Consider the following 26,498-nt stretch of genomic DNA (forward strand, 5'->3'; position numbering starts at 1 on the left):
TGAAAGAGTTTTAGTAGTAAAAAAATGTGCTATAGTTAGTAGCACATTTTAGGTTAATATTTATGGGATTAGATAAAATTACATCCCCTGCTCATCATTGAGCTCTATTTCTTCAGATTTCTTGGTGTGGTTTAATTTTTTCTTTAATTTTTTTTCGTCTTTTCTATTGAAATTCATTAGTATAAATAGGAGTACAATAGCACAAAAGACGACCACAGATACTATAAACCAATTGATTTCCATGATGTTTTTATTTAAGTGAATCGCATAAAAAAATTAGAATCAATATTTATAATTAAACGTTCTAAGACTTAAAAATACTGCTTATTTTATCAGCATCATAATGTTGTATGATGTCCTTACAGCTTGTCAATTGAATCAACAGTAGTAAGTAGAGTTCGGGCTTAAAAAAACAATCTTTTTACTAAAAAAACATAAACTTTAAGCTAAATACTTGGTTTTAGTAAAGTTACAAAAAAACAATAGAGAGTGCTATCTAATTAGCATATTGTTAAGTAGTTATGTGTATATAGGACGGCTTATAAGTACTCTTGAACAATGGTCACGGCTTTGATCATTTCTTTTTTAGTAAATCGAAAAGCGGGACCGGAAACACCTATAGTGGCGACAATTCTTTTGTTTTCAAAAACCGGTAAAGCAATACAGTTGAGTTCTTTTTCCAGGCGCTCAAAATCATCTGCGTAACCATTGTGAAGAACGGCCTTGAGTTTAGTGGCAAGCTGTCCTGCTGCATCGGCATCCAATGAACGCAGGATGTAATCCTTTAAATGTGCTGAGTGAGCCATAAAAACATTACCAATGGCAGAATGTGTAATCATAAATTCTTTTCCTAATTCAAGACTAATTCGAACACTACGGTCAGGATCACACTTTAACTCATGACGTATGTGTGAGCCCATTTGTATAGATAAATAGGATGTTTCCCCTGTACGTTCTGTTATACGTTGTAAAAGGGGTTTAAAGCGTTGTTTGAGTAAAGGTACGGACACCGTAGGAGGCATAAGCATATGCATCTTATCGGTAAGTTGGTAACGAGGAGTGAGTTCATCCTGCTCTATATAACCCAATTCGAGGAGGGATTTAAGGAAATGATGAGCCGTAGTTTTTTTGATCTGTAAGTGATCTGCAACATCCTGTAAGCGAACCTTATTTCCGTTTTGGGCAATATACAGGAGGATTTCCATTGTTTTTTGTACCGATTGCAGCATAAGTTCATTTATATGAAACAAATGTACTTTAAAAAGCCAAGTACTTGTATACAAGTTCAATTTTTTTGAATTTTGTAGTATAATTAATAAACATAAGATGGAATCATTAATAGGAAGAACGGCCCTTATTACCGGTGCAGGAAAAGGACTTGGTAAAGCTATGGCTTTAGCCTTGGCGGCAGAAGGAGTAAATTTAGGTCTAATAGGGAGAACCACTGCAGATCTGGAAAAGTTAGTTAAAGAATTGAATACAGTAAACTCTAATATAACCGTTGTACATGCAACTGCTGATGTCGGAAATTACAAAGAGGTTAAAGCTGCGGTAGCTAGCGTTACAACAGCCTTACAAACAATCGATATTCTAATCAACAATGCTGGTATATTTAAAAACGGTGGGATTTTAGAATTGCCCGTAGAAGAGTGGGAGCAGGTTTTTCAAATCAATGTTTTGGGAACCTATTATATGCTTCATGAGGTGTTACCTTTTATTAAACTACAAGGAAAAGGAGACATTATAAACATAGCCTCTACGGCTGGCTTAAAAGGGAGCGCTGGTATGAGTGCTTATGGAGCTTCAAAAGCGGCGGTGATCAATCTTACGGAGTCTGTGATGCAGGAAGTTCGTAAATCCAATATTAGGGTTACTACTGTAAACCCAAGTACTATTGCAACCGATATGACACTAACTGCCGGATTTACCGATGGTAATGTAGAAAAAGTGCTTCAGCCCGAAGACTTGGCCTATTTAGTGGTCAACCACTTAAAATTACCACAGCGGGCTTTTGTAAAAGAAATAGGATTATGGTCTACCAATCCATAATTGTTTAGGGCATCTTATTTAATAAAAACCATTTTACGAACGAGTAAAATGGTTTTTTAGCTTTTGACCCCATGCTAAATATAGCGTAATTTCTCTTCTTCGATATCTAGATAATGCATTTGTCTTCTAATGACAGATTCGTCTAAAGTTTGATCTTCTTTGTTCTTATTTCGTAGCCATTGTCTTTGCTGGTTTAATAAATCCAGATAGATCACCTTTAGCTCTTCTCCAATGGATTCATCGTCGATTCCGTTACTATGCTGCTCCCATTTTAGAATTAACTGTTGCAGTGAAGGATTGCTTTCTATCTGATCGTTATAATTAGCCTTTAAATACTGGGAAGCATGTTCGGCTAATTCTTTTCGCAGGGCATTGTACGCTTCATCTCGAGGTAAGGCATCGTCAAGAGTAGGAAATGTAATTTTTCTAATAAAATAGGGTAAGGTCAATCCCTGAATTAATAAAGTCAAAAGAATAACAATAAAAGTAATGAATAAAATAAGGTTGCGTTGGGGAAAACCGTTACCATTATTGAGATACACCGGTATGGATAAGGCAGCGGCCAATGAAACCACCCCTCGCATTCCGGTCCAACCGAGTATAAAAGGTGTTTTTAAACCAGGATTTCTATCATCAGCTACCGTTATAAAATTACGAGCAATTAGTGTAACAAGTACAGCACCATAGGAAGACAATATTCGACTCACCATCAAAACAACTGTAATCACAACGCCATACCCAATTGCGGTTGTGATACTCACTTCTTCAAGACCTTTAGTAATTTGAGGTAAATCCAATCCGATGAGCATAAATACTAATCCGTTTAAGATAAAACAAAGACTTTCCCAAACATTTATTCCCTGCAAACGGGATTTGCTACTTAGGAATCGATGTCGGTTATTAGACAAAAGTAAACCACCACTTACGACGGCCAAAACACCCGAACTATGTACTTCTTCAGCAGCCATGTATATAATGTAGGGGGTAAGGAGTGACAAAACGATATCGGCATTAGCATCGGTTGGCAAGTATTTGTGCGCTTTCATAAACAACCATCCAATCAATAAACCAATGCCTACACCTCCAATAATCATCCAGCTAAAGCTCATAGCGGCTTTGTAAAAGATAAATTGCTCAGTGGCTACTGCAATCATGGCAAATCTGAAAATGATTAAGGAAGAGGCATCGTTGAGTAAACTTTCTCCTTCTAAAATAGAGGAGATGGTTTTGGGTACTTTAACGAATTTCAAAATAGCTCCAGCACTTACCGCGTCTGGTGGTGATACAATTCCGCCCAATACAAAACCTAGAGCCAATGAAAATCCTGGAATAATATAATTAGCTACTAAGGCTACAGAAAGTGCCGAGACAAAAACTACGACAAAAGCAAAACTGGTAATAATACGACGCCAACGCCACATTTCTTTCCACGAAACGGTCCAAGCTGCTTCATATAATAGTGGAGGTAGGAAAATAAAGAAGATGAGTTCGGGTTCGATGTTTATAATGGGTACACCGGGAATAAAACTTATGACTAATCCTGCTAAAACTAATAGTATAGGATAGGCTACCTTTATTTTATTGGCCAGCATAATGAGCAATAAAATGAGGAGTAGTATAGCGAGATAAAAGGGGAAGTTTTCAAGCATTCTTTTTGGTTTCTATTTAATAGTAAATACCTTGTGACCGTTTGCTAATCGGGTGGAGTATCACTTTAAGGACGTTTAGTTATTGATTTTAAATGTTATAGTTGGTCTATTCTTTGATAAATAGTAGGGTCGTGTTTTTTAATTTTAATTTTCACATATTTTGAGGCAGGCATATTACTGTCCGCGACCACATTGTTAACCGAGACCAAAACGTTCGTTTCAGGAAAATAAGTAACCGTATTTTTTTCAGGAATTTGATAAGAAACAATAATAAATAAAGGAGCAATTCGTTCGATATCATCATCGTAGTTGAATAAATCGACCTTGTCACCAGGTATGAATCCTGCTTTTTCAATATCGGTTTGATTCATAAAAATTACTCTGCGCTCATTTTTTATACCACGGTAGCGATCATCAAGACCATAAATAGTGGTATTAAACTGATCGTGTGTTCGAGTAGTGGCCATCATATACTCGTCGGAAGCCAGTTGATTGTTTGGTATTTCGGTTAAGGTAAAAGGTGCCCGATCTCCAAATTCTTTGGTGATAAATTGTCCATCACGTGCTGCATTGGGCAAATAAAACCCTCCTTTTTCTCGTACTCTGCTATTATAATTTTCAAAGCCTGGAATGCATTTTTCAATGTCATCTCTCACGGCATCATAACTATCATGATAGGCTTGCCAGTTAATAACCGATTTTTTCCCAAGTGTTTCCATGGCCATTTTACAGACAATCTGCGTTTCATTGATGAGGTTATCCGATACAGGTTTAAGGATTCCTTTGGAGGATTGTACCACACCCATAGAATTTTCAGTCGTTATAAATTGCGCTTGACCATTAACCATATCCAGGTCGCTTCGTGAAAGCGTAGGTAATATGATCGCTTCTTGTCCATGAATAAGATGAGTGCGATTGAGTTTAGTGGACACACATACCGTTAAGTTGAGTTTTCGTAATGCACTGGCTGTATAGGTCGTGTCTGGTGTTGCCGATAGGAAGTTACCTCCCATGCAGAATAGTAATTTTATTTTTTCTTCCTGCATGGCTTTAATAGCACGAACCACATCATAACCATGTTTACGAGGAGGATTAAAACCATAGAAATCCTGTAAACGATCCAGTTGTTCGTCAGTAGGTTTTTCATCAATCATCATGGTTCTGTTTCCTTGAACATTACTATGACCTCGAACAGGGCATACCCCAGCACCTTGTTTACCAATACTTCCTTTAAGTAATAAAATGTTTAGAATTTCTCTAATCATGGCTACGCCATTGGGTTGCTGTGTAAGCCCCATTCCCCAACAAACAATAATTCGTTTTTTGAAGGCTATTATTTCAGCTGCTTCATAAAGCGCCTCTTTAGTAACACCCGAAAGCGCTGCAAGCTGATCCAGGTTATATGTTTCAAATTGTTTAAGAAAGGTTTCATATCCGGTCGTTTTTTCTTGAATGAAATCATGATCAAATACTTCTCCTGGATTTTTCTTTTCAAATTCAATTAATATAATTTCAAGGGCTTTTAATAGCGCCATATCCCCATTTATTTTTACAGGTAGAAAAAGATCTGCCAGTTTGCCACCGTTTCCAATAATCCCGTTGATTTCCTGGGGATTACGAAATCCCATTAAACCGGCTTCAGGTAAGGGATTGATCGCAATAATTTTGGCTCCATTTTTTTTGCCTTTCGCTAAGGCACTCATCATTCTTGGTGCATTGGTTCCGGGATTTTGACCAATAATTATAATAACGTCTGTATCATAAAAATCGTCCAATGTGACCGTACCCTTTCCAATTCCAATGGTAGGGCGTAGCGCTGAGCCAGAGGTTTCGTGGCACATATTAGAGCAGTCCGGCATATTGTTGGTGCCATATTCTTTTGCAAAGAGTTGGTAGAGAAAGGAGGCTTCATTACTAGTTCTTCCAGAGGTATAAAACGCTGCTTGGTCGGGGGAGGCTAATGCGTTGAGGTGTTCAGCTATTTTTTTAAAGGCATTGTCCCAACTTATGGGTTGATAGTGCGTACCCTTTTTAGGTAAATACATGGGCTGGGTGAGTCTGCCCATCTTACCAATTTGATAATCGTCTAATTGGGCAAGATCATAGACGGAATTTTCTTTGAAAAAGGCCGCTGTAACTTTTTTGGTAGTGGCTTCTTCAGCCAGAGCCTTAGCTCCATTTTCACAGTATTCGCCCAGAGCTGATCGGTCGTCATCTGGGTCAGGCCATGCACAACTGGAACAGTCAAAACCGCCAACCTGATTCATTTTAAACAACGCTTTTGTTCCACGAACAAGCGTTTTTTCTTCAATAAGATCACTAAAAGCCGCTAAAACAGCAGGTACACCAGCGGCCCATTTTTCAACTTTTGTTAATCTAAGATCTAAAAGCCTATAGGGATTTTCAGCGTTGGGTTCTTTTTTTAATTGATCATCAGTATTCTCTTGGTTTTGATCTTCTTTCATGGCTGTTGTTTTTAATTGGCATGTTAGTAGAGATTTTGAATCATTTTGATTTTATTTTTTGAATCATTTTCTAGTGTGAATTCACCCTAAATGTTTTTAATTCTTATTTGAAGTCGGTATGATTACTCCATCGGTGCAGTGGTATATATTAACTCGATCTTCTTTAAGAAATCCCAAAAGGGTAATATTCAGTTCGATGGCCAATTCTAGAGCAAGGCTTGACGGGGCGCCAATAGCCGCTACAATGGAGATGCCAGCCATAGCTGCTTTTTGAATTAACTCAAAACTGGCTCGACCGCTAAGAAGTAAAATATGATGATTCAATGGCAGTAAGTTAGTAGCCAGAGCGGAACCGATTAGTTTGTCCAGAGCATTATGTCTCCCAACATCTTCTTGCAAAAATAAAAGTTCACCTTCAGTGCTAAAAAGCCCGGCTGCATGAATACCTCCCGTAATAGCAAAACTGCTTTGAGCGGTTTTTAATTTTTTGGGTAGTTGATACAGTATTGCTGTTGAAATAGTTAGTGTGGGATGGTCTAAAAGATTAAAAGCACTAACGGTTTTGATGGATTCAATAGAGCTTTTTCCACAAACGCCACAGCTCGAGCTGGTATAAAAATTTCGGTCTGATTGCATCAAATGTGGAATGAAATTTTCGATGAGGTCTATCTGAACAATATTCTTTTTTTGAAAGGTGCAGTCCGTTTTTGTATGATAGGCTTTTTTTACGTCTTGATAGGAAGTAATAATCCCTTCTGTGAATAAAAAACCAACTGCAAGATGTAAATCATTTCCAGGGGTGCGCATGGTAACAGAGATATTCTTTTGTGTTTTTTCAGTCTCCGTTCCGTAGCAGATTCTTATTTCGAGGGGTTCTTCTACAGAAAGAACATCTGAGAAGGACAAACTTTGGGTTCCACTTACCTTTCTAATGGATACATCTTTAATGGAAACTAATTCCGAGTCCTTCATTTCCATAAAAAGTCATTAAAAGTTGATACGTAAATTTAATAAAAAAATCAATATAAAAGGAGGTCCATATTGGTGACTTAATTGGTTTAATTTAAGCTGGAAAATTTATCCTTTATGAGAATTATTTCAAAAGGAAATTGTGTATTAGTAGATTATGTAGAGGTATATCCCTGTTATTTTAATTGAGATGATCCTTACAGTAAGATAAAATGAGCCTCATAACAAAGCAATACTAAAATATAAATTTTACTTTTATAGGATAATAAGCCAGTAGTACAAAATCATGGAAGAGGAACAAGACGATAAATTAAAAACAATAAGCTATTCAGGAATATTTCTCTCCTGCTTTGCTGATTATAGTGAGAAGTGTATCCATTCTACGCCTGAGCACGTTTTGGTTTACTTGTACTCCGGCGAACAGCTGATAGAGGATAGAAACAAAAAAATAATACTGCAGGCCGGTGAATGTGCTTTTATCCGAAGAGACCACCGTTTGAAAATGTACAAAAACAGTAAAGGCGAAGAGTTATACAAAGGCATTTCGTTAACATTCAAACGAAATGTGTTACGTGATTTTTACAGCAAAATGAACAAATCAGATATGCCTACAGCTGCTAAAGTCTCTGATGAAAAGGTTTTTAAGTTAGAGCCAAGTCCTGCAATAGAAAGTTTATTTCAATCCCTGACACCATATTTTGACAGCAACATACAACCAACAGAAGGTGTTACTCATTTGAAACTATTGGAAGGGATTTATGCTTTATTAAACAGCAACGAACAACTCTATCCAATACTTTTTGATTTTGCGGAACCGTGGAAAATTGACCTTTTGGAATTTCTCAGCAGCAATTATATGGAAGAACTTTCAATGCAACAAATTGCTTCGTTTACAGGACGAAGTTTAGCCACTTTTAAAAGAGATTTCAAAAAAATAAGCAAGCTCACACCTCAAAAATGGCTGATCAAAAAACGCTTAGAAATGGCGTACATAAAACTAAAAGAAGAAAAGAAAAAAGTTAAAGACGTTTATATGGAAGTGGGCTTTACAAACCCTTCTCATTTTTCAACCGCATTTAAAAAGCAATATGGTGTTTCACCAACAGAAGTTTAGTTAATTAACTTCTTTGTCCTTTTTTAATCTCCCAGAAGGCTGTTCGTTTTTAATTTTTTCGCGATGCTGCATGCCCCATTTTGTCATAGCCCCGACGACTTCTTCAAGAGTATGACTGTAGGGTAGGAGTTCGTATTCTATGGTTACCGGATAACCATTTTCTACTTTTTTGATGATAAAACCATTCATCTCCAATTCTTTTAATTCGCTGGAAAGAACCCGTGCAGAGATTCCTGTGACCTGCCTTTGAATTTCGGTAAAACGTTTGTTTCCTCTTGCCATGGCAATGATAATCATCAGTTTCCATTTACCGCCAATGACATATAATGCATCTGAAACCGCCATTAAAACTTTATTGCATTCTTCTGTGAATGCTTTGTTATCTGCTTGATTTTCTTTTACTTCATCCATAGCTATACTGTTGGTTACTCGCTAACCTTTAGGTAACGACTAATAAATTGTAAGTAAATATAATATAATTTTGGCTTGTAATAATTACAGGAAATAAATTTTCAAGTTTAAATTAAAAAACAAAATTATGACGTTAGAAATGTTAAAAACAAAAGAAGATTTAAGAAACTTAATTGACGATTATGCTTATTTAAGTGATGACAAAAAAATCACCGAAGTGATGGATCTATTTACTCCAGATGTTAGGTATAAAGTTTTTATGGGTGGTGTTTTGGTGGCCGATGTTGCCGGAAGGGAAAGTATGGAAAAAGATTTCAACTATCATGCTTCTCTTGTAAAAACCTATTTTACACTCAATGGTCAACATACTGTAAAAATCAATAGCGAAATGGCTACCGGAGTTTCTTTTACTCAAATCAAGATGATCAGGGAGGTTGAAGGAAAGGCTATTTTGACGGATTACAGTGTAAAATATGATGATTGTTATGTGTTTCTAAATGGAAAATGGTTGATTAAAGACCGTGTGGCTCATTTTCTGATTATAGAAGCAAGAACTATTTCCTAGTTTGTTGAGCTTTTCAGAAAGATTCTATGAGCCTCGCAGTAAAGCCACTGCGAGGCTTTGTTTTTAACTTTGCATTGTTAATCTTAATAGACAATGAAAACAGCAACAATATTCGAACGATTAAAAAAAGGAGAAATCATTTTGTCAACTGATAATGAAGCATACAAAATGCTTGAAGCTTCATTTGTAACAAAGAAATTAACGCTTCAAATGAATAACGCATCAGATCCTGCCGAAATCAGAAATTTGTTAAGCCAAATTACCAATACTGAAATAGACCAAAGTGTAACGGTATTTACACCATTGCATATCAATTATGGAAAACATACCAAGATTGGTAAAAATGTATTTATAAACTTCGATTGTGTTTTTCTTGATTTAGGAGGTATTACTATAGAAGACAATGTCTTGATAGCGCCGAGGGTTAATTTATTATCCGAAGGACATCCCACTTCAATCCAAGACAGACATGCTTTGATTCCAAAACCAATTCTCATTAAAAAAAATGCTTGGATTGGTGCCAATGCAACCATTTTACAAGGCGTAACGATTGGCGAAAATGCTATTGTAGCAGCGGGATCGGTGGTTTCAAAAGATGTTCCTGACAATAGCATCGTGGGAGGGATTCCTGCGAAAATTTTAAAAACAATTTAATTTAATGAAAATGAAAAAAACGTTGGTAATCGCAATACTTCTTCTTTTAACAGGGCAAGTATTTTCACAAGACAAAAAATCAAAACCAAAAAAAATGGAAACAGCAGCACATTATACCTTTCAATTAAGTGATAAGGTAAGCCGTCAAAAAGTATCATTCAAAAACCGCTATGGGATTACACTTTCAGGTGATTTATATCTTCCAAAAAATGCTGGAAAGGGACCACTTCCAGCTCTAGCCATTAGCGGGCCTTTTGGAGCAGTGAAAGAACAATCTTCAGGATTATATGCGAACCAAATGGCAGAGCGCGGATTTTTAGTTTTGGCTTTTGATCCATCTTATACAGGAGAAAGCAGTGGTGAACCAAGAAATGTAGCTTCTCCAGAAATCAATACTGAGGATTTTAGTGCTGCAGTTGATTTTTTAGGATTGCAGAAAAACGTTGACAGGAATAAAATGGGTATCATCGGGATTTGTGGATTTGGCGGTTTTGCATTGAATGCAACGGCTATTGATAAGCGAGTGAAAGCCGTTGCTACGACAAGTTTGTATGATATGACCCGAGTAATGTCGAAAGGTTACAATGATGCTGTTACGCCTGAACAGCGTACCAAAACCTTGGAAAGTTTGAGCCAGCAACGCTGGAAAGATGCTGAAAAAGGAAAACCTGCCGCTGGTCCAAGAAATTTACCTGAAATATTGAAAGGTGACGAGCCGCAATTTGTAAAAGAATATTTTGATTATTACAGAACGCTACGTGGTTTTCATGCTAACTCTGTGAACTCAAATGGAGCTTGGTTGGTAACCAATCCAATATCCTTTATGAATATGCCGATACTATCGTATGTAAAAGAAATTTCACCAAGACCAATGCTTTTAATCGCAGGAGAAAATGCGCATTCTAGGTATTTTAGTGAAGATATTTTTAAAGAGGCAAATGAACCAAAAGAGTTAGTAATTATCCCAAATGCTGTACACGTAGATTTGTATGATAAAGTAGATGTTATTCCTTTTAATAAATTAGATGCTTTCTTTAAAGAATATTTGAAATAATAATAGATACCTGAAATTTTATCAAACGGAGTATAAAACCCATCCATCGTTTTTAGGTGGATGGGATGTAAGCGACACATTAACCTTGATAAAGTTTGTCTTTTGATTTAAAGAACAGCCTGATGATGCAAAAAGTACAGTCAGGCTCTAACGAATAGATCTTACCATTTCATTTCTCCAGTATTCACTTTTGCACCAATCATTAAGGCAGTTTCAAAAGTAAGTGCTGGGTATTTTGTTTTCAAAGCAGTAATTAAAGCTTCTGATGTTTTATTGGTTTTTAAAGATTCTTCGTAGAGTTGAATGTAACTTTTGGTATGATTAACAGCGGATATATCAAATGGAGAATCGGAATTAGCATGAGCCGGAATTACAATTTCAGGTTTCAAAGCGGCGATTTTATCTAAAACGGAAATCCAGTTTTTGCGGGCTTCAGTAGTTTGAGCATCAGCCATCCATAAATGAAAAGTTGTTCCAAAAACATTGATTCCGCCTACAACTGCTTTGATAGAAGGAATCCATATAAAAGTCTTGTTCGGGAATTCTTCCAAACCGATGATCTCTAATTTTTTGCCTTCCAATTCAATACTATTTCCTTTTAAAACCTGTGGTAAAACAACATTAGAGGTAATGGCTTTTCCTAATCGCTCTCCCCAGACATCTAATTTTTTTTGAGCTGTAGCCTTGATAGCTTCTACTGAAGCAGGTGAAGCATATGCGACTACTTCTGGAAAATATTTTTTGAATATTTCCAAGCCAAAATAGTAATCAGGGTCAGCATGAGATACATAAATAGAGGTTAATTTTTTGCCACTTTCTTTAATTTCTTGGGCAACTTTTTCGGCATCCTCCAAAGTAAATTGGGCATCAATTAGAATCGCATCTGTTTTTCCTGATACAATTACCGATGCTACACCAAAACTATTTTCTGCTGCGTTATAAACTTGAAGTTTAAAATCGTTAGTTTCGATTTTTTTGAAACTTTGTGCTTGTGATTTCATACTAATTAAAGTTAAGGTTGTTACAAATAATATTGAATAATTCGTTTCATTTTTCTCGGATTTTAAAATGAATAGAGCAAAGTTGTCGTTATCTACTGCATCTACTATCCGAAAAACATTAAACTAGTTTAATAAATTAGATTATATATGAATTAGTCTTATTTTGTTTGTTTAAATAATTGAATATTAAATGTATAGAATAATAATGTAAAGTTGGTAGAAAATGAGATACAAAAACATTAAACTAGTTAAATAAAAAGTAGTCATCAAAATAAAGTAAAACAGTAAGAGTGAAATTGTAGTGATGCAGCTGTGTAGAGAAAATCAGCTGATTAATCCTAGGTGAAATGCTGTAAACAGAAAACGTAAATTTAGAACACTCCAATATCTTGGAAATTAAGGTACAAGAACAACAGATTAAGCAATAGACTTGTAGGGGGTAGCATAAAAAAATGCTAGACTCTTAAAGGAATCTAGCATTTTTACCACTAAAGAAGTTTGTTTTATTTCTTGACTATTTTATCAGTAAAGAGTACTTTGTTGTTGGCACTTAAAGCATAAATATAAACGCCTCTTCTAAGGTGGCTTACATTTATTTGCACAGTGCTTTCAGTTGTGTTACCCGTTATTTCAACTGGTACCGTAGCTAAAAAGCCAAAGATATCGTATAATTTTAGGGACATGTTTTTTGGGCTATCTGTTTTGATGGTAAAATAGACAAAGTCAGTTGCAGGGTTAGGGAATGCTTTGACTGAAAGTCCCGGGTTTGTTTGTTCATCTTTTGGTGATAAAGCTTGTACAATAGTTACGGTAAAAGAACAACTGCTTGTATTACCTGCGGCATCAAGTACTTTAAAAGTATTGGTTGTAGAGCCTAATGGGAAAATACTTCCCGATGGCAACCCGGATGTTTGTATAACCGTGAATTCAGAACAATTATCAGTTCCGACTGGAGTGGAATAGGTTACTATTGCACCATGTAATTTACCCTCTTTTTTCTGGGTAATGTTTTCAGGGCAACTCAGCGTTGGTAATTCATTGTCCGTTACAATTACATTAAATGAACAGTTTGCTGTATTTCCAGAGGCATCGGTTACTTGAAATGTATTGGTTGTTATTCCAATTGGGAATACATCGCCTGAGGCCAATCCTGTGGTTTGAACTGTGGTTGCCCCGGGGAAATTGTCAGTTCCTATTGGGCTTATATAGACAACTTTGGCGCCACAAATTCCTGTATCATTACTTTGTGATAGTGTTGGCGGTGCTATAATAACAGGTGCTTTTGTATCTGTTATGGTGAGAGATTGACTAACATCAGCGGCGGCTAAATAATAGTCATTTCCTAATTGAGAAGCCGTAATGGTCACAATCCCAGCGCTAAGTATTTGCATTTTTCCATTAATAATTTTTGCAATAGCTTCATCAGAACTCGCATAAGTTATCCCTAGCCCAGATGTGGCCCCTGCATTTAGATCATAAGTTGTAGCATCATCAGTAATAGTAATGGAAGGGAAGTTGATGTTTTGCGCTGCTTTTTTAAGATCAAAACGGGCAATAACAGGTCCGTGATCAGATGTGGTATTGATATAATTGGAAATATCCAAACGGGGATCGTAAACAGCAACAGAATTGGGGATGTAATCGTTTGTCAATTCATTAGAAATAATAATGTGATCTAAAAAGCCTCCAGATGCCAAGTAGCTATAAGCTCCTGATCTGCTGATTTCTAAAGTTAGAGCATTGTAACGATCTGTGTCTTCGACCATTTTTTGATAGGAGGAAGGGTTAGGTGTAATAACAGATACATCCACATCATCATTATAATCGCCTAAAATCATAAAGTTGGCATTGGGATATTCTACATCTAAACTGTCCTTTAAAAGTTCAGCATCGTATTTACGCATATTGTATTTTGAAATATCACTTCCACTATTGGCACGGCCATGAAGATCAATAATGTTCATTTCCTTTTTAACCCCATTAATATTGGTTTCAATATTCACTAAATAAGGCAAACGTCCTGAAGCAAAAAAACTAGAGCTGTTACCCCCGGGATAATTTGGTAAACTGGCGTTTCCTGCACGAATATTATCATATAAATTGTTAAACATAACATGGGTTTTGTTTACTTTGGTTGTTTGAGTATTGTAAATAACAACCAATTTTTGAGCAGGGAAAAGAGGATCTGGTGGCGTAAAGGAATAAGACCAAGCTGGCGAAATACTTTTGTCAAATGTTTTACCGTTGACGCTTATTTTTTGTATTAAACTATCCAAAGCAGACTCATCGGATACTTCCTGAACGACATAAACATCGGCATTTAATTTATTCATTACTTTGGCTACATTCTCCACTTGCAAAGCATCATCAATTGGACCAAATTCTCCGCTTGTTCCCACTACATTACTTCCAAAAAATTCTAAGTTGTAACTTACAATGTCAAAGGTTTCAGATTTAGGAAAAGACGAACCGGTCAAAAAACCTATTTGCTGGTTGAGTCCAGTAGAGGTAACCGTTAGCGAGCCTTCTAAATTTAAGGCTTTTACAGTAGGGGCAAAACGGGTGTAGACCGTTTTCCCTGCTAAGGCATCGTTTGCTGAAATAATAAGACTTGATTGAAAATTGATATTGTCAATAGCTAATTGATAGTTGGATGGTGCTGTGATGGTAAAGTCACTAAAACCTCCAGCCATGAAAATAAAAGATTGACTATCTGAGGTTGAATTTGGGTTTGTTTCGCTAAAATTTAAATTAGGATTTGAGGCTAAAAATGTTGCTTCATTGGTTATAGTTACATCATCTATTGTCCATTCGGCAGCATTTTCTCCACCGGAGGCGGTAGTTTCATATACCCAGGCCACATAAGTATTATTGGTTTTATAAGCCTGTAAGTTGATAAAGTTAGAGGATTTAAATACCCCAGTGGTGGAAGGGAAATCACCTTCAAGTTCTGTCCAGGTGGCCGTTTCAGGGCTACTTGTTCCATCATAATTAACAGAAACCATTAATTTTAAGTTTGGACCAGAGTAGAATTTACGGGCATAAAATGACAATAATGGAAATTTATCAAAACTATCCAAACGTAATTTAGGCGAAATCAACCAATCCTTACTAGGGCCATTTTCGGAGTAACCGTTTATTAATACAGCTGCAGGTGAACTATTAAAACGACTACTGGTACTGGCCCATTTAATTTTATCGCCTACAACACTGTAAGACGTCCAGCCACTGTTGGTCAGTACATTTACATCATTAAAATTTTGAAAATAAGGATTGATTCCAACACCGGATAATCCAATCGTTTTAGTACTCGCACCAAGGGTTTGATTGGTTATTTGTCCTGAAAAATTACCCGTAGTATTTGGTGTAAATCGGACATAAACCGTAGGAGTATTGTCAGCATCAAAATCTTGCTTGTCAAAAATTATAGAAGATTGAAAACTATCGTTTGGATTTTTTGAAAGGGTAAAATTATTTGTGGCAGTTACTGTAACGCCATCATTGAGGTGAAGTCCTTGAATTTGATAGCTAGTGGTTTTGGATTCAAAGTTTTGTTCTATAAAGCCAAAATCCAATGCGTTTTTTGATATTAATAGAGAAGGAACAACAGTATTAGACGTTCTTACATTCAATTGATTGCCGTCGGTTTGAAGATTACCGAAAAAATCCTCTGAGATAGAATAAAGGATGTAAGGAGTATCAATTGTTAAACCGGATATGTTTTTACTATAAATCAAGCTGGGGTCAGTTACCTCAAAAAGACCCGATTGAAAAGCGGCATTTCCATTGGCATCGAGACCAGATTTGATTTGGGCAGCACTAGGTTTTGAATTACCAGAGGCTACCAAGACAAAATAAGTTTTCCCGATTTCGTTTAGTTGAATTGAAAAATCAAAACCATTAGATAAAATGTTTTCTATTTTTGGATACCCTTCAGTGTAAGTGGGAGGGGTAAGATCATTTTGAATGCTAATATTGTCAATGGCAAAAGAAGGACGAGATCCAGCTCCTGAATTTTGTTTAGAAATCCATCTCAACTGAACAAGTTCTTTATTATCGCAGTCTGCTGGCAAAATGATATTGATGGTTATTGGGTTTAAAGCTGCAGTTACGCCTGAAGTTATTTGTTTAACAGTAGTACTTAAATAGGAGGTTGCGGGCAGTGTATTAAAAACAGCTGCATCGCCTATTCGATATTGTAAAACCATTTCATTGATACGAGTATTGTTTAGGCCATCATAAGGATTGCGAATGACCATTGCATCATATTGTACTGCAATACCGGACTTTCCCAGAGTATTAATCGCTAAAGCAATCGTTAGGTCTAAGGATCCGGAGTTTAAAAATCCAATTTTGCCATTATAATTGTGGATATTCCCACTTGTAGTAGAAGCTGAGCTACTTGCGTTTAAGAGTTTATCTCCCAGTAAAATCGCATTTGTACTGTATGAACTTCCCGGTGCAGTACTAGCAGTCCATCCTTGAAATCCTGTGGGATAGGTAGTTGAACTGTGTGCTAATGAAGAAAAATCTTGTACATAGGGTAAATTTTGCGGTACTGGCGCTGTTCCTTGGGCAAAGAAGGAGGTGGAGAAGCAACAAAAAAGCAGTAAAAAAGCCATTAGATGGCGAGTTTGGTAAAAGTGTTTCATATGGTTAAGAGTTTGGTTTCATAAATCAAATATAACTGCTTTAAAGTTAAGTCATTATTATAAAATTTATATGTTTGTTGCTTTGATTAATTGCTTTTATTTCTGATAAATATCCAAAACGAGCAAGATCTCCATTTGGTGAGAATGCTAGAACAGCCAGTTATTACTAAAGAAAAATAGTGCAAAAATTAGAAAAAAGGTTTAGAATGCTTCACATTAAATCTATGTTAAAAGTGTTTCTGCATTTTAATATTAATTTGAACTTTGTAAAACTGTTTAATTAATAAAGGATGATTATGGAAACGCAAATTATTGAACTGGAAAAAAAATATTGGCAGGGAATGGAAAACCACGATTATGAAACGGTAAAGAAACTCACTCATTTTCCTTGTATAGTGGCCGGAAAAAATGGGGTACGTACTGTGGATGAGGCTAATTTTAAAAAAATGTTTGAATCAGGGGAGGGCGGCAAAATAAAAATATTGAATTTTTCTGAGATCACTTCGCAATTAATTGCCGAAAATACTGCGGTGGTAGCATACGCAATAGAATTAGGGGTAGCTGATGACAAACAAAAAGCGATGAAATGTGCCTGTACTTCGACTTGGATAAAAGAAAATAACAATTGGGCTTGCGTATTGCATAGTGAAACTGAATTGTCTCCATCACCAATTGTGTGATAGCTGTGATAGAACCATGTTTTGTACCATTCCTTTTTTAACTTATCTTCGCTCTTTATACATATGTGAGTACGTTTACTCATTTAAAAATCTAATTTGTGAAGAAAATACAGGAAGACGTAGAAGAGAATCAACTTAAACGTGGGTTGACTAACCGCCACATTCAGTTAATAGCCTTAGGCGGATCAATAGGAACAGGTCTTTTCCTCGGCATTGGTCCAGCGGCTGTATTAGCAGGACCATCTGTTATTTTAGGATATACTGTTGCAGGAATTATCGCTTTTTTTATTATGAGACAACTTGGTGAAATGGTTGTTGAAGAACCTGTGTCAGGAAGCTTTAGTCACTTTGCCTATAAGTATTGTGGTTCTTTTGCAGGTTTTGCATCAGGTTGGAATTATTGGATTTTATATATTTTAGTTAGTATGGCTGAGCTTACAGCCATTGGTGTTTATGTGCAGTTTTGGTGGCCTGAAATTCCATTGTGGGCATCCAGTTTATTTTTCTTCCTGGTGATTAATGCTTTGAATTTTGCCTCCGTAAAAGTTTATGGAGAAACTGAATTTTGGTTTTCAATAATAAAAGTTGTCGCAATTATTGCCATGATCCTCTTTGGTACTTACTTACTAATAAGTGGTACGGGAGGAGAGCAAGCTACAATTCATAATTTATATAACGATGGAGGCTTCTTTCCAAAAGGTTTCTTTGAAAAAACGACAGCTGGTAGTTTTCAAGGTTTATTAGCCGCAATGGCGCTAATTATGTTTTCGTTTGGCGGTTTAGAACTAATTGGAATTACCGCTGCTGAGGCAGAAAATCCAGAAAAAAATATTCCAAAAGCAACCAATCAGGTGATCTATAGAATCCTAATATTTTATGTCGGTGCATTGGTGATTTTATTTGCTTTGTCGCCCTGGCAACAAATTACTACAGATAGTAGTCCATTTGTAATGGTTTTTCAAAATTTAAATGGAATGGAATTTGAGTTGTTTGGGAACAAAATATTTTTTACACGCCTTATTGCCAATGTGCTTAATTTAATTGTATTAACCGCAGCTTTATCCGTTTATAATAGTAGTGTATATAGTAACTCCCGTATGTTATATGGTTTAGCAGATCAAGGTAATGCTCCTAAGTTTTTAAAGAAGCTAAACAAACAATCGGTACCAATTAATGCCATTTTAATTTCTTCTTGCTTTGCAGCCATCTGTATTTTGGTAAATAAAGTAATTCCAAAAGAGGCTTTTAGTATTTTAATGTCTTTAGTGGTGTCTTCTTTAATTATTAACTGGGTTATGATTTCTTATACACATCTAAAATTTAGACGATCGAAAGACAAGGAAAACACAAAAACTAAGTTTCCTTCATTATTTTATCCGGTAAGTAATTACATCTGTTTGTTCTTTTTATTGGGTATTTTATCAATCATGTGGATCACTAACATGAAGTTATCCGTAGAATTAATTCCTATCTGGTTGGGTATTCTTTTTGTATGTTATAAAGTCTTTAAAACAAAACAATAAGTAGTTTTTACTACATCATTCATTAGTAGGTATTGATTGTCAATTTGTAGTTGATTTTCAATACCTTTTTTGATACTATGTTTTCGTTTTTAGGGTCAACAGTAGGTCTTTTTACCGTCATCCATAAAAACTATGACAAGGGTCGCGCTGTTTGTACTATGTGGTAGTCAGTTTTGATCCCTCTCGTAGATCCTCCTCGATTGGGAAGTTTTCGCAGAGACGGTATTTAATCGGCAGCTGTTCCATATAAAGATACGACCCACCTCCGGGGAAGTATCCGAATAAAAAAGGAACTGATCTTCGCAAGAGTTCCAGGAATGATCATCATTTTTCCTCGCAGTGTACCGCGAACTGCAATTTCACCAACTCTTTCCGGTGGAACTGCCATCTTCATACCAAACCAGCCAAGTTGTTCCTTCGTGTATTCAACAATCTCTGGTTTGGTAAACACGGGACCAGGACTCAGACAACTCACACTAATGTCTTTTTTTCTCAACTGATGGCGCAAGCCATAACTGAAAAAGATGACCGCCGATTTAGTTGCTGAATACATGTTTTTGCTAGGAATAGGGGCAAGTCCCGCCATACTTGCAACATTGAGTATATAAGACGGTTTATTTTTTTCTAGAAGTGGCAACAAGGTAAGAGTCAAGGCCATGCACGACTCCACATTAAGACGTACCATATACCGCAATGAATCAAGAGGTAGGGATAAGTAATCCTTTGGCCCACCCAACCCGGCTACATTGCAAAGCATTTTTAAGTGTATATTTTTGCTTGTACACCATCTAGCGATTGAATCGGCAGTTGATTCGTGCTCTAAATCTAGTTTTAATAATTCAACATGAACGTTGTAATCTTTTTCTAATCTTTCTTTTGCCTTATCCAACGCATCCTGATGACGCGCAATGAGGATTAGGTTAAATTTCCTTTTTGCCAGAGCCTCGGCAATGCTATAACCAATTCCCTTGCTACCACCAGCAACAAGAGCATAATCTGAATGTTCAGTACTTATGTTGGTCGGCTTCACATAAGACATGGAATCAATATTTGCTTGCAGAAGGCGCAACTCCTCTTTCTGTGCACTGACAGGTAAAGCGGTTAAGAGCAGCCCGATGAATAAAATAATAGTTTTCATTTACTTATTTCTATATCAGCAATTTAAGTATTATTTCGGCAAGTTTTAAGGAAAGGCTAAGAAATTTATCTAAGTAGATAAATGGGGATTATTATTGGCTCTATTTCTCTCAGATTATTAGGAAAGGATAATATGTGATGGTATTTAATGATCTTATTTTTGCTTTTCTCTGAGCGCTTTTTCTGAGGCCTATCATCATTTTCCGATTGTGCAAGTACCACTTGCACAAATTGCTTGGTATCAATATATAAGCCTTGTTAACCAAAGGGAAAAATTTAGCAGAAAGGGCTTTTATATAGGAGAAACAGCCAAAAAGCAATGGAGTAGAAGAGATACAAACTGCTTGTTTCTAGGGTAAAAGCTGATTAAATGACACCAAGAAGACATAAAAACCGTTGCTTATCAAAATGGCATGTATTGGTAATGCATTGGTATCTGGTATCATTAGTCTAGGTTTTAATTTTGTCAGATAAAAATTTTAAAATTAAAGTAAATGAATAAGGCATTATTATTAATTGATATACAGAAAGAATATTTTGAAAATGGGGCATTAGAACTTGTAAAACCAATTGCTGCGAGTGAAAACGCCAAGAAACTGCTTGAGCATTTTAGAAAAGAAAATAGTACTGTTGTTCATATCCAGCATATATCCGCAGAAGGGGTTCCCTTTTTTGTTTCTGGAACAAAAGGGATTGAAATCCATGAAAATGTAAAACCTTTAGTAGGGGAAAAGGTAATCACTAAACAGTTTCCTAATAGTTTTAGAGATACTGATTTACTGGAATATCTTCAGTCAAAGGAGATAACGCATTTGGTAATCGCGGGAATGATGACTCACATGTGCATCGACGCAGGGACAAGGGCTGCTGTTGACTTTGGATTTGAATGTACAGTTATTGGAGATGCTTGCGCTACAATGAATCTTCAGATCAATGGTCAGGATGTCAAGTCTGCAGATGTTCATAATGCATTTTTGGCGGCACTAGAATTCTTTTATGCAAAAGTCACATCAACAGAAGAGTATTTGCTGTCATAAAATAAAGGGTAAATAAGGAATCACTTGATAAGGAGCTGTAATTTATTATGGCTCCTTTTTTTGATATGAAGTAATTTGTAAATGAAGTTGTAAATTTGCTTTAATTATAATATTCGATCATACGTTAAAAAAGTAGAAGAAACGGATTTCAATAGGTTAACTAATTGAATAAAATGAAAACAGTTAAATTTCATAAAACAGAATGTGGTGTTGAAGTGCTTCTCAATGTGTTGCATGGCGATATGCTGAGTGATAGGTATTTGGAGCGCGATACTTATAATGCTGATTTTTTTGAAATATTGCTTTTCAAAACGGCCAAGGGATCCCTGATTTTAAATCAGCAGAAAATCAATATAACGGACAATACAATTGTTTTTATTTCTCCTTTTCAAAAAAGACAATGGGCTTTGGAGAAAGAGGGATTGGATTTTACTGTTCTGGTTTTTCAGGAAAATTTCCTTAATGACTTTTTTTCAGACAAATTCTTTACGTACCGCCTTCTGTATTTCTATCAGTTGAATTATCCTTTACATATTAGTATTAAAAAGGAAGAACTTGAAAAAGCACTTGACCAGCTGATGGAAATCAAATCTGAACTAGTCAATAGCAGGACAGACAGTATTCATATTATACGATCTCTTACTTATTACCTACTTTTGAAGTTTAATAGAATATATGCTGATGCAAATAATCTTTCAATTGACAGGGCAGAAAATAATTTCGCTTACCAGTTTAAACAATTACTGGAAGTAAATATCAGGGAGAAGCAACGGATTGATTATTATGCAGGCTTGTTAAATGTGAGCAGGATTACAATTAATACTTCTATAAAAAAGCAGTTTAACGTTACTGCAACAGAACTCTTAAAACAGAGATTGCTTTTTGAAATTAAAAATGACCTAATACACTCTGGAAAGACTATTGCTGAGATTGCTTATGATCTTAATTTTTCTGAACCAGGACATATGATGCGATTTTTTAAAACTCAGACGGGGATAACCAGTAGCCAGTTCCTCTCAGATTACCAAAATGGTATATTTTCATAGTATTTTATAAGGGTGTTGCAGAATAAGATAAATTTGCAACAAAAGAATTGCTGTTCTTTAAATGAAAGTTTACAGCATGGCCAATACATTTAAATCTGCCTCGAGGCAGTCAATTTTTTATTATGTTCAAAAAATACAAGTCCAATAAGATATATTATCAAAGTACAATAGCACTTGCAGGGCCTATTGTAATTTCTCAGCTCGGACATACTCTGGTGCAGACCGTCGACACAGTTATAATAGGGCATTATGCAGGAACTATATCATTGGCAGCAGTCTCGTTGGTCCATTCTGTTTTCATGGTGGTTTTGGTAATTGGATTAGGGATTGCCTACGGCTTAACACCTTTAATTGCACAAGAGAATGGAAAATCAAATTTTAAGAAATGTGCCGAGCTTCTTTCAAACAGCCTGTGGCTTAATATAGCATCAGCAATTTTACTTTTTTTAGCAGTGTATTATGGTTCTATGTTTGCTATGCAGCATGCAGATCAGGATCCTCAGGTTGTAGAAACAGCAAAACCATATTTACTTATTTTAAGTTTATCTATTGTGCCTTTAATGATATTTCAAACTTTCAAACAGTTTGCAGAAGGGCTGGGTTTTACAAAACAAGCAATGTCCATAACGATATGGGGAAATGTGCTCAACGTAATTATCGCAGTGATTCTGGTAAAAGGAATGTTTGGGATTGAGCCGATGGGAGTTCGCGGGGTAGGAATTGCAACATTGGTAGATCGGGTTTTAATGATGCTGGTTATGATATGGTATGTACTTCGATCAGAGAATTTTAGAGTTTATATACAGCATTTCTCGGTTAAGTTTGTTGATTTTTCAAAAATTGTAAAAGTGGTAAAAATAGGATTGCCCGTGGCTATGCAGTATGTATTTGAAATTGGAGCATTTGCAGTTGCTGCTTTAATGGCCGGTCACATTGGTGCAATTGAACAGGCTGCTCATCAGACAGCAATAACCCTTGCAGCAATGACCTATATGATGGCAGGAGGAATTGCATCGGCGGCAACAATTAAAGTCGGAAATAGTTTTGGAAATCAAAACTACAAAAGACTCCAAAGCTTTGCTTATTCATCGTATCATTTAGTTATCATTTTTATGATGTTTTTTGCTGTAATTTTTACACTCTTTAATCAATATTTACCTTATTTAATAACAAATGACATAAGTGTTGTATCGCTTGCTTCACAATTATTGATAATTGCTGCGCTATTCCAGCTCTTTGATGGTACACAAGTGGTTGGACTAGGAACATTAAGGGGAATGGGAGATGTAAACATTCCTACTTTTATAACCTTTGTTGCTTATTGGCTTGTTGGCTTGCCTGCAGCTTATATTTTAGGTATTTATTTCAATTCAGGAGTAAAAGGAATCTGGTATGGCCTGACACTTGGTTTGTTAACATCATCTGCCTTGCTGTATTTAAGATTCAGATATGTAATGAAGAAAACCTTGGAAAAATAATCTAAGAACAATAATTAATTAACTTGATTATAGTCAACTTTTTTTAGGACAAGGCAGATTGTTTATCCAAAATGAGAAAGTAAGCTAATATCGTAGCTTTTTGGATGATATATACTCGATGCATATTTCTATTTGATCGTAAAAACACATATAGTTGATTAATCAAGAAGCAGTTGTGTTGCAAAGCCAGAGCAAGTATTTTTTTAATTAAGTTAAATCTATTTTTCTTTAGTCTAAATAAGGCTTAATGTTTTATATTTGCACGAAATTATAAAACACACTTTAAAGTGAAGCATTTCGTTCTATTATTTCTCCTGATAACCAGTACTATTTCTGCGCAGCAACATTTAGTAAAAGGGCGTGTTATCGAAAGTATAACCCAAAAACCACTGCAAAGTGTCACGGTTTTGGATGTAAAATCAAATAAGTGGACTATTACGGACGAGGATGGAAATTTTGAGATCAAATTAAATGACACTAAAGAGTTTAATTTGAATTTTAGATTGTTAGGAAAACAGGAGGAAAATGTAACCTACACCGTAGAACAAATATCCAGACCAATACTTGTAGAACTTGAGAATGACGATTTGAGATTAAAAGAAATTATAGTTTCTGCCCGAAAAGGTAAAAATTTCTCAGAAATTACCATGGGTAGAGAGGTAATTAATCAGGTTCAGGCTTTTTCAATTAGTGACGTTTTGGAACAATTACCAGGGCAGGCTACCACTAATTTCGATATGAACGAATTCAAAACAATTGCTTTTCGAACCGTTAAGCCAAATCAGATTGCTAATACTGCTTATGGCAATAAATCCTTTGGTACTGCTATTGTTGTAGATGGAATTCCGATTTCAAACAACGAAAATATGCAGTCCTATGGAGGGAATTACGGAGACCCTTTCTCTCCAAATACGCTTGGTTTTGGTGATTCTTCAGGCAGTGATTTTAACGGTTATTTTTCTAATGCAAATTACGGAGCCGATCTAAGGCAAATCTCAACAGGAAACATAGAAAAAATAGAAGTCGTTCAGGGTATTCCATCTGCAAAATATGGTGATTTAACTTCTGGATTAATTAAAGTGGAACAAAAAGCCGGAAGATCCCCCTATAGAATTTATACTTCTTTAAGAGACGGTACAAGTGAATACGGATTTTCAAAAGGATTTAAAATCAGTGATAAAGCAGGGTTTTTAAATACCACAGTAAATTTCACAAAATCGAATTCAGAGCCACGTGTTTCTTATACGAAGTACAATAGAGTGAATACTAATTTTATGTGGAGCTGGTCTAATAAAAACATTCGAAATTCATTTTCAGTAGATTACGGTTTTAATAATGATGATGTTAATTATGAGGCTGAAGGGACGGATGATAAAATTGTAAAAAACAAAAAAACGGATATTTCGATTTCGAACCGATTCAAAATCAATTTTTCTAAAGGTTATTTTGATAATTTAGACATCAACTTTAACTTAAAATATGGTGAACAATTAACCTACGAATCAAAGCTTGTAAATATTGGCGGAACAATAGTAGGCACAAGTACAACTGAAGGAGTTTATAATGGAACCTATACATTACCGAGCTATACCTCAGTTAAAGAGGTTGAAGGTATTCCAATTTCATCTTTTTTATCTGCTGATTTATATAAAACATTCTCCACGGGTACCTGGATGCACAATATGGCATACGGAACTTCTATTAGAATGAGCGACAACAAAGGGCGTGGCCGTTTAGGAAATCCGGAGACAATGAATAGTACTTTTACCAATGGTAATGGTGGTTCAGGACAAGCCTTCCGACCTTATAATTATGGGGACAATATATTGGCGGAATATCAACTTTCCTTTTATGCCGAAGATAATCTTGTGAAAAATTGGGATCGCAGCGCGTTAAATATTAATGCCGGTTTGCGTTATGACAATCAATATGGTTATTCTTTTTTGGCACCACGTATTAATGCCTTTTATGCGCAGGATAATTTTAAGATCCGAGGAGGTTTCGGATTAACCTCTAAAGCACCTTCTTTAAATCAGGTTTATACAGGGCCGCGTTATTACGATGCTGTTTTGGGAGATTATCGTTTGCCAGGTTATTACAACTTAGGGGTTGTTCAAACCTTTATTGATTATTCGAATAATGAAAATTTGAAACCTACAAAAAGTTTGCGTTCAGAAGTTGGGTTCGATTATAAACTGCCTTTTGGAAATATAAGCATCACCGGATTTTATAATAATTTATATGACGGAATCACCAGTCAAATGCTTCCAACAACGCGTCAGGTTGCCGATTTGCAAATTAATTACAATGGAAATCAGACTCCTACCTATGCCATTACAGGATATTCTCCTTTTTACTATTTACAGACACAGTTAGTAAATAAGTATTTATCTACAGATAAAGGAGCTGAATTTTTTATGAGTTTTGACAAATTGCCCATCAAAAATGTCACTTTTGATCTTAATGGTAGTTATATAGAAACAACAAACAGAAATGATATTGATCGTTATTACCGTTCTACAAATACAACCAGTAAAGAAAAATATGGCGTTTACCAGCCTTATGATGAATTTTACAGAAGCTTTAGTTTAGCCGCAAATCTTAGTTATCATTTGCCTAAAGTAGGGTTGGTGATTGCAATGAGAAGTGAGCATTTTATTATAAGTGATAGTAATTATAACAAGGATAATATATTGTATGCTTATCTGGATGAAAATTTAAATAAGGTTATGATTCCTGTGCAGGACCAGACTAATACAGCGCTTTACGGGCATCTTTTAAGTCCTAAGTCGGTTTATGATACTGAACTTCAAAAAGTGTATCATAATTTTAATCTGCGTATTTCAAAAGATTTTCTTAATGGCTTTCGATTCTCATTTTATGCCAATAACTTTTTAGATCTGAAACAAACAGAGATTGCGCTTGTTAATGGCAGTTATGTAAATCGAATAAAGCCTGATATGGTTCAGTTATCATTTGGAACCAAAATCGAATACCAATTTTAAATCTAATTT

General features: G+C 35.7%; 21 protein-coding genes. 12 read left to right on the forward strand and 9 right to left on the reverse strand.

All coding sequences use genetic code 11. The features are described from left to right. Positions 1–78: 78 nt before the first annotated feature. Together AC51AA_RS02350 and AC51AA_RS02355 are read right to left on the reverse strand one after the other, a co-directional pair. Entirely contained in the window at positions 79–243 is a 165-nt protein-coding gene (locus AC51AA_RS02350; protein ID WP_500704144.1) for a hypothetical protein, read from the reverse strand. A gap of 296 nt (positions 244–539) precedes the next feature. Next, positions 540–1,229, reverse strand: coding sequence for an IclR family transcriptional regulator (locus tag AC51AA_RS02355; protein ID WP_500705668.1), 690 nt, complete (start codon positions 1,227–1,229; stop codon positions 540–542). A 97-nt stretch (positions 1,230–1,326) separates the two neighbouring features. Between AC51AA_RS02355 and AC51AA_RS02360 the strand changes: the two genes are divergently transcribed. Next, on the forward strand, positions 1,327–2,049 hold the full coding sequence (locus AC51AA_RS02360) for a 3-ketoacyl-ACP reductase (RefSeq protein WP_500704145.1): 723 nt from the start codon (positions 1,327–1,329) through the stop codon (positions 2,047–2,049). A 74-nt stretch (positions 2,050–2,123) separates the two neighbouring features. Here AC51AA_RS02360 and AC51AA_RS02365 read toward each other — a convergent pair whose 3' ends face one another. The 3 genes from AC51AA_RS02365 to fdhD all read right to left on the reverse strand — a co-directional run bounded on the left by AC51AA_RS02365 (position 2,124) and on the right by fdhD (position 7,141). Then, a complete protein-coding gene (locus AC51AA_RS02365; RefSeq protein ID WP_500704146.1) occupies positions 2,124–3,698 on the reverse strand; it encodes a Na+/H+ antiporter in 1,575 nt (524 codons plus the stop codon). A gap of 95 nt (positions 3,699–3,793) precedes the next feature. Further along, a complete protein-coding gene (locus tag AC51AA_RS02370; protein WP_500704147.1) occupies positions 3,794–6,163 on the reverse strand; it encodes an FdhF/YdeP family oxidoreductase in 2,370 nt (789 codons plus the stop codon). A 96-nt stretch (positions 6,164–6,259) separates the two neighbouring features. Next, positions 6,260–7,141: a formate dehydrogenase accessory sulfurtransferase FdhD gene (fdhD, locus tag AC51AA_RS02375; protein ID WP_500704148.1), complete on the reverse strand. Its 882-nt coding sequence runs from the start codon at positions 7,139–7,141 to the stop codon at positions 6,260–6,262. A 277-nt stretch (positions 7,142–7,418) separates the two neighbouring features. Here fdhD and AC51AA_RS02380 point away from each other — a divergent pair, with 277 nt between their 5' ends. After that, positions 7,419–8,246 (forward strand): helix-turn-helix domain-containing protein, encoded by an 828-nt coding sequence (locus AC51AA_RS02380; RefSeq protein WP_500704149.1) that lies wholly within the window; start codon positions 7,419–7,421, stop codon positions 8,244–8,246. Here AC51AA_RS02380 and AC51AA_RS02385 read toward each other — a convergent pair whose 3' ends face one another. Continuing rightward, positions 8,247–8,657 (reverse strand): winged helix-turn-helix transcriptional regulator, encoded by a 411-nt coding sequence (locus tag AC51AA_RS02385; RefSeq protein ID WP_500704150.1) that lies wholly within the window; start codon positions 8,655–8,657, stop codon positions 8,247–8,249. 127 nt (positions 8,658–8,784) lie between these two features. Here AC51AA_RS02385 and AC51AA_RS02390 point away from each other — a divergent pair, with 127 nt between their 5' ends. The 3 genes from AC51AA_RS02390 to AC51AA_RS02400 all read left to right on the forward strand — a co-directional run bounded on the left by AC51AA_RS02390 (position 8,785) and on the right by AC51AA_RS02400 (position 10,930). Beyond that, a complete protein-coding gene (locus AC51AA_RS02390) occupies positions 8,785–9,222 on the forward strand; it encodes a nuclear transport factor 2 family protein (protein WP_500704151.1) in 438 nt (145 codons plus the stop codon). A 93-nt stretch (positions 9,223–9,315) separates the two neighbouring features. Next, the gene (locus AC51AA_RS02395) at positions 9,316–9,876 is read left to right on the forward strand and encodes a sugar O-acetyltransferase (RefSeq protein WP_500704152.1); all 561 of its coding nucleotides are present in this window, start codon (positions 9,316–9,318) and stop codon (positions 9,874–9,876) included. 94 nt (positions 9,877–9,970) lie between these two features. Next, entirely contained in the window at positions 9,971–10,930 is a 960-nt protein-coding gene (locus AC51AA_RS02400; protein ID WP_500704153.1) for an alpha/beta hydrolase, read from the forward strand. A gap of 161 nt (positions 10,931–11,091) precedes the next feature. Here AC51AA_RS02400 and AC51AA_RS02405 read toward each other — a convergent pair whose 3' ends face one another. Both AC51AA_RS02405 and AC51AA_RS02410 read right to left on the reverse strand, forming a co-directional pair. After that, positions 11,092–11,931: an MBL fold metallo-hydrolase gene (locus AC51AA_RS02405; RefSeq protein WP_500704154.1), complete on the reverse strand. Its 840-nt coding sequence runs from the start codon at positions 11,929–11,931 to the stop codon at positions 11,092–11,094. Between the two features lie 503 nt (positions 11,932–12,434). After that, a complete protein-coding gene (locus AC51AA_RS02410) occupies positions 12,435–16,583 on the reverse strand; it encodes an HYR domain-containing protein (RefSeq protein WP_500704155.1) in 4,149 nt (1,382 codons plus the stop codon). A gap of 296 nt (positions 16,584–16,879) precedes the next feature. On the opposite strand from AC51AA_RS02410, the gene AC51AA_RS02415 reads away from it, so the two are divergent. Both AC51AA_RS02415 and AC51AA_RS02420 read left to right on the forward strand, forming a co-directional pair. Continuing rightward, on the forward strand, positions 16,880–17,263 hold the full coding sequence (locus AC51AA_RS02415; RefSeq protein WP_500704156.1) for a nuclear transport factor 2 family protein: 384 nt from the start codon (positions 16,880–16,882) through the stop codon (positions 17,261–17,263). Positions 17,264–17,361: 98 nt separating this feature from the next. Then, a complete protein-coding gene (locus AC51AA_RS02420; protein ID WP_500704157.1) occupies positions 17,362–18,786 on the forward strand; it encodes an amino acid permease in 1,425 nt (474 codons plus the stop codon). A 226-nt stretch (positions 18,787–19,012) separates the two neighbouring features. Here AC51AA_RS02420 and AC51AA_RS02425 read toward each other — a convergent pair whose 3' ends face one another. Next, positions 19,013–19,924 (reverse strand): SDR family NAD(P)-dependent oxidoreductase, encoded by a 912-nt coding sequence (locus AC51AA_RS02425; protein ID WP_500704158.1) that lies wholly within the window; start codon positions 19,922–19,924, stop codon positions 19,013–19,015. A gap of 169 nt (positions 19,925–20,093) precedes the next feature. On the opposite strand from AC51AA_RS02425, the gene AC51AA_RS02430 reads away from it, so the two are divergent. From AC51AA_RS02430 to AC51AA_RS02450, 5 genes are all read left to right on the forward strand, one after another. Next, positions 20,094–20,282, forward strand: a complete 189-nt coding sequence (locus AC51AA_RS02430) for a DUF1016 N-terminal domain-containing protein (protein ID WP_500705669.1) — start codon at positions 20,094–20,096, stop codon at positions 20,280–20,282. A 135-nt stretch (positions 20,283–20,417) separates the two neighbouring features. After that, positions 20,418–20,960 carry a cysteine hydrolase family protein gene (locus tag AC51AA_RS02435; RefSeq protein ID WP_500704159.1) on the forward strand — a complete coding sequence of 181 codons (543 nt, stop codon included), beginning with the start codon at positions 20,418–20,420 and terminating at the stop codon, positions 20,958–20,960. Positions 20,961–21,133: 173 nt separating this feature from the next. After that, a complete protein-coding gene (locus AC51AA_RS02440) occupies positions 21,134–22,006 on the forward strand; it encodes an AraC family transcriptional regulator (protein ID WP_500705670.1) in 873 nt (290 codons plus the stop codon). A gap of 122 nt (positions 22,007–22,128) precedes the next feature. Continuing rightward, the gene (locus AC51AA_RS02445) at positions 22,129–23,484 is read left to right on the forward strand and encodes an MATE family efflux transporter (protein ID WP_500704161.1); all 1,356 of its coding nucleotides are present in this window, start codon (positions 22,129–22,131) and stop codon (positions 23,482–23,484) included. 287 nt (positions 23,485–23,771) lie between these two features. Next, a complete protein-coding gene (locus AC51AA_RS02450) occupies positions 23,772–26,489 on the forward strand; it encodes a TonB-dependent receptor (RefSeq protein ID WP_500704162.1) in 2,718 nt (905 codons plus the stop codon). Positions 26,490–26,498: the final 9 nt, after the last annotated feature.

The sequence above is a fragment of the Flavobacterium sp. OHVDL-2026-0007 genome (assembly GCF_059882335.1).

Bases quoted from the DNA above. Each gene is read 5' to 3' on its own strand.
- AC51AA_RS02370 (WP_500704147.1), bottom strand. From the start codon at position 6,163: ATGAAAGAAGATCAAAACCAAGAGAATACTGATGATCAATTAAAAAAA.
- AC51AA_RS02390 (WP_500704151.1), top strand. From the start codon at position 8,785: ATGACGTTAGAAATGTTAAAAACAAAAGAAGATTTAAGAAACTTAATT.
- AC51AA_RS02385 (WP_500704150.1), bottom strand. From the start codon at position 8,657: ATGGATGAAGTAAAAGAAAATCAAGCAGATAACAAAGCATTCACAGAA.
- AC51AA_RS02360 (WP_500704145.1), top strand. From the start codon at position 1,327: ATGGAATCATTAATAGGAAGAACGGCCCTTATTACCGGTGCAGGAAAA.
- AC51AA_RS02435 (WP_500704159.1), top strand. From the start codon at position 20,418: ATGAATAAGGCATTATTATTAATTGATATACAGAAAGAATATTTTGAA.
- AC51AA_RS02440 (WP_500705670.1), top strand. From the start codon at position 21,134: ATGAAAACAGTTAAATTTCATAAAACAGAATGTGGTGTTGAAGTGCTT.
- AC51AA_RS02365 (WP_500704146.1), bottom strand. From the start codon at position 3,698: ATGCTTGAAAACTTCCCCTTTTATCTCGCTATACTACTCCTCATTTTA.
- AC51AA_RS02425 (WP_500704158.1), bottom strand. From the start codon at position 19,924: ATGAAAACTATTATTTTATTCATCGGGCTGCTCTTAACCGCTTTACCT.
- fdhD (WP_500704148.1), bottom strand. From the start codon at position 7,141: ATGGAAATGAAGGACTCGGAATTAGTTTCCATTAAAGATGTATCCATT.
- AC51AA_RS02355 (WP_500705668.1), bottom strand. From the start codon at position 1,229: ATGCTGCAATCGGTACAAAAAACAATGGAAATCCTCCTGTATATTGCC.
- AC51AA_RS02350 (WP_500704144.1), bottom strand. From the start codon at position 243: ATGGAAATCAATTGGTTTATAGTATCTGTGGTCGTCTTTTGTGCTATT.
- AC51AA_RS02395 (WP_500704152.1), top strand. From the start codon at position 9,316: ATGAAAACAGCAACAATATTCGAACGATTAAAAAAAGGAGAAATCATT.
- AC51AA_RS02380 (WP_500704149.1), top strand. From the start codon at position 7,419: ATGGAAGAGGAACAAGACGATAAATTAAAAACAATAAGCTATTCAGGA.
- AC51AA_RS02410 (WP_500704155.1), bottom strand. From the start codon at position 16,583: ATGAAACACTTTTACCAAACTCGCCATCTAATGGCTTTTTTACTGCTT.
- AC51AA_RS02445 (WP_500704161.1), top strand. From the start codon at position 22,129: ATGTTCAAAAAATACAAGTCCAATAAGATATATTATCAAAGTACAATA.
- AC51AA_RS02400 (WP_500704153.1), top strand. From the start codon at position 9,971: ATGGAAACAGCAGCACATTATACCTTTCAATTAAGTGATAAGGTAAGC.
- AC51AA_RS02405 (WP_500704154.1), bottom strand. From the start codon at position 11,931: ATGAAATCACAAGCACAAAGTTTCAAAAAAATCGAAACTAACGATTTT.
- AC51AA_RS02415 (WP_500704156.1), top strand. From the start codon at position 16,880: ATGGAAACGCAAATTATTGAACTGGAAAAAAAATATTGGCAGGGAATG.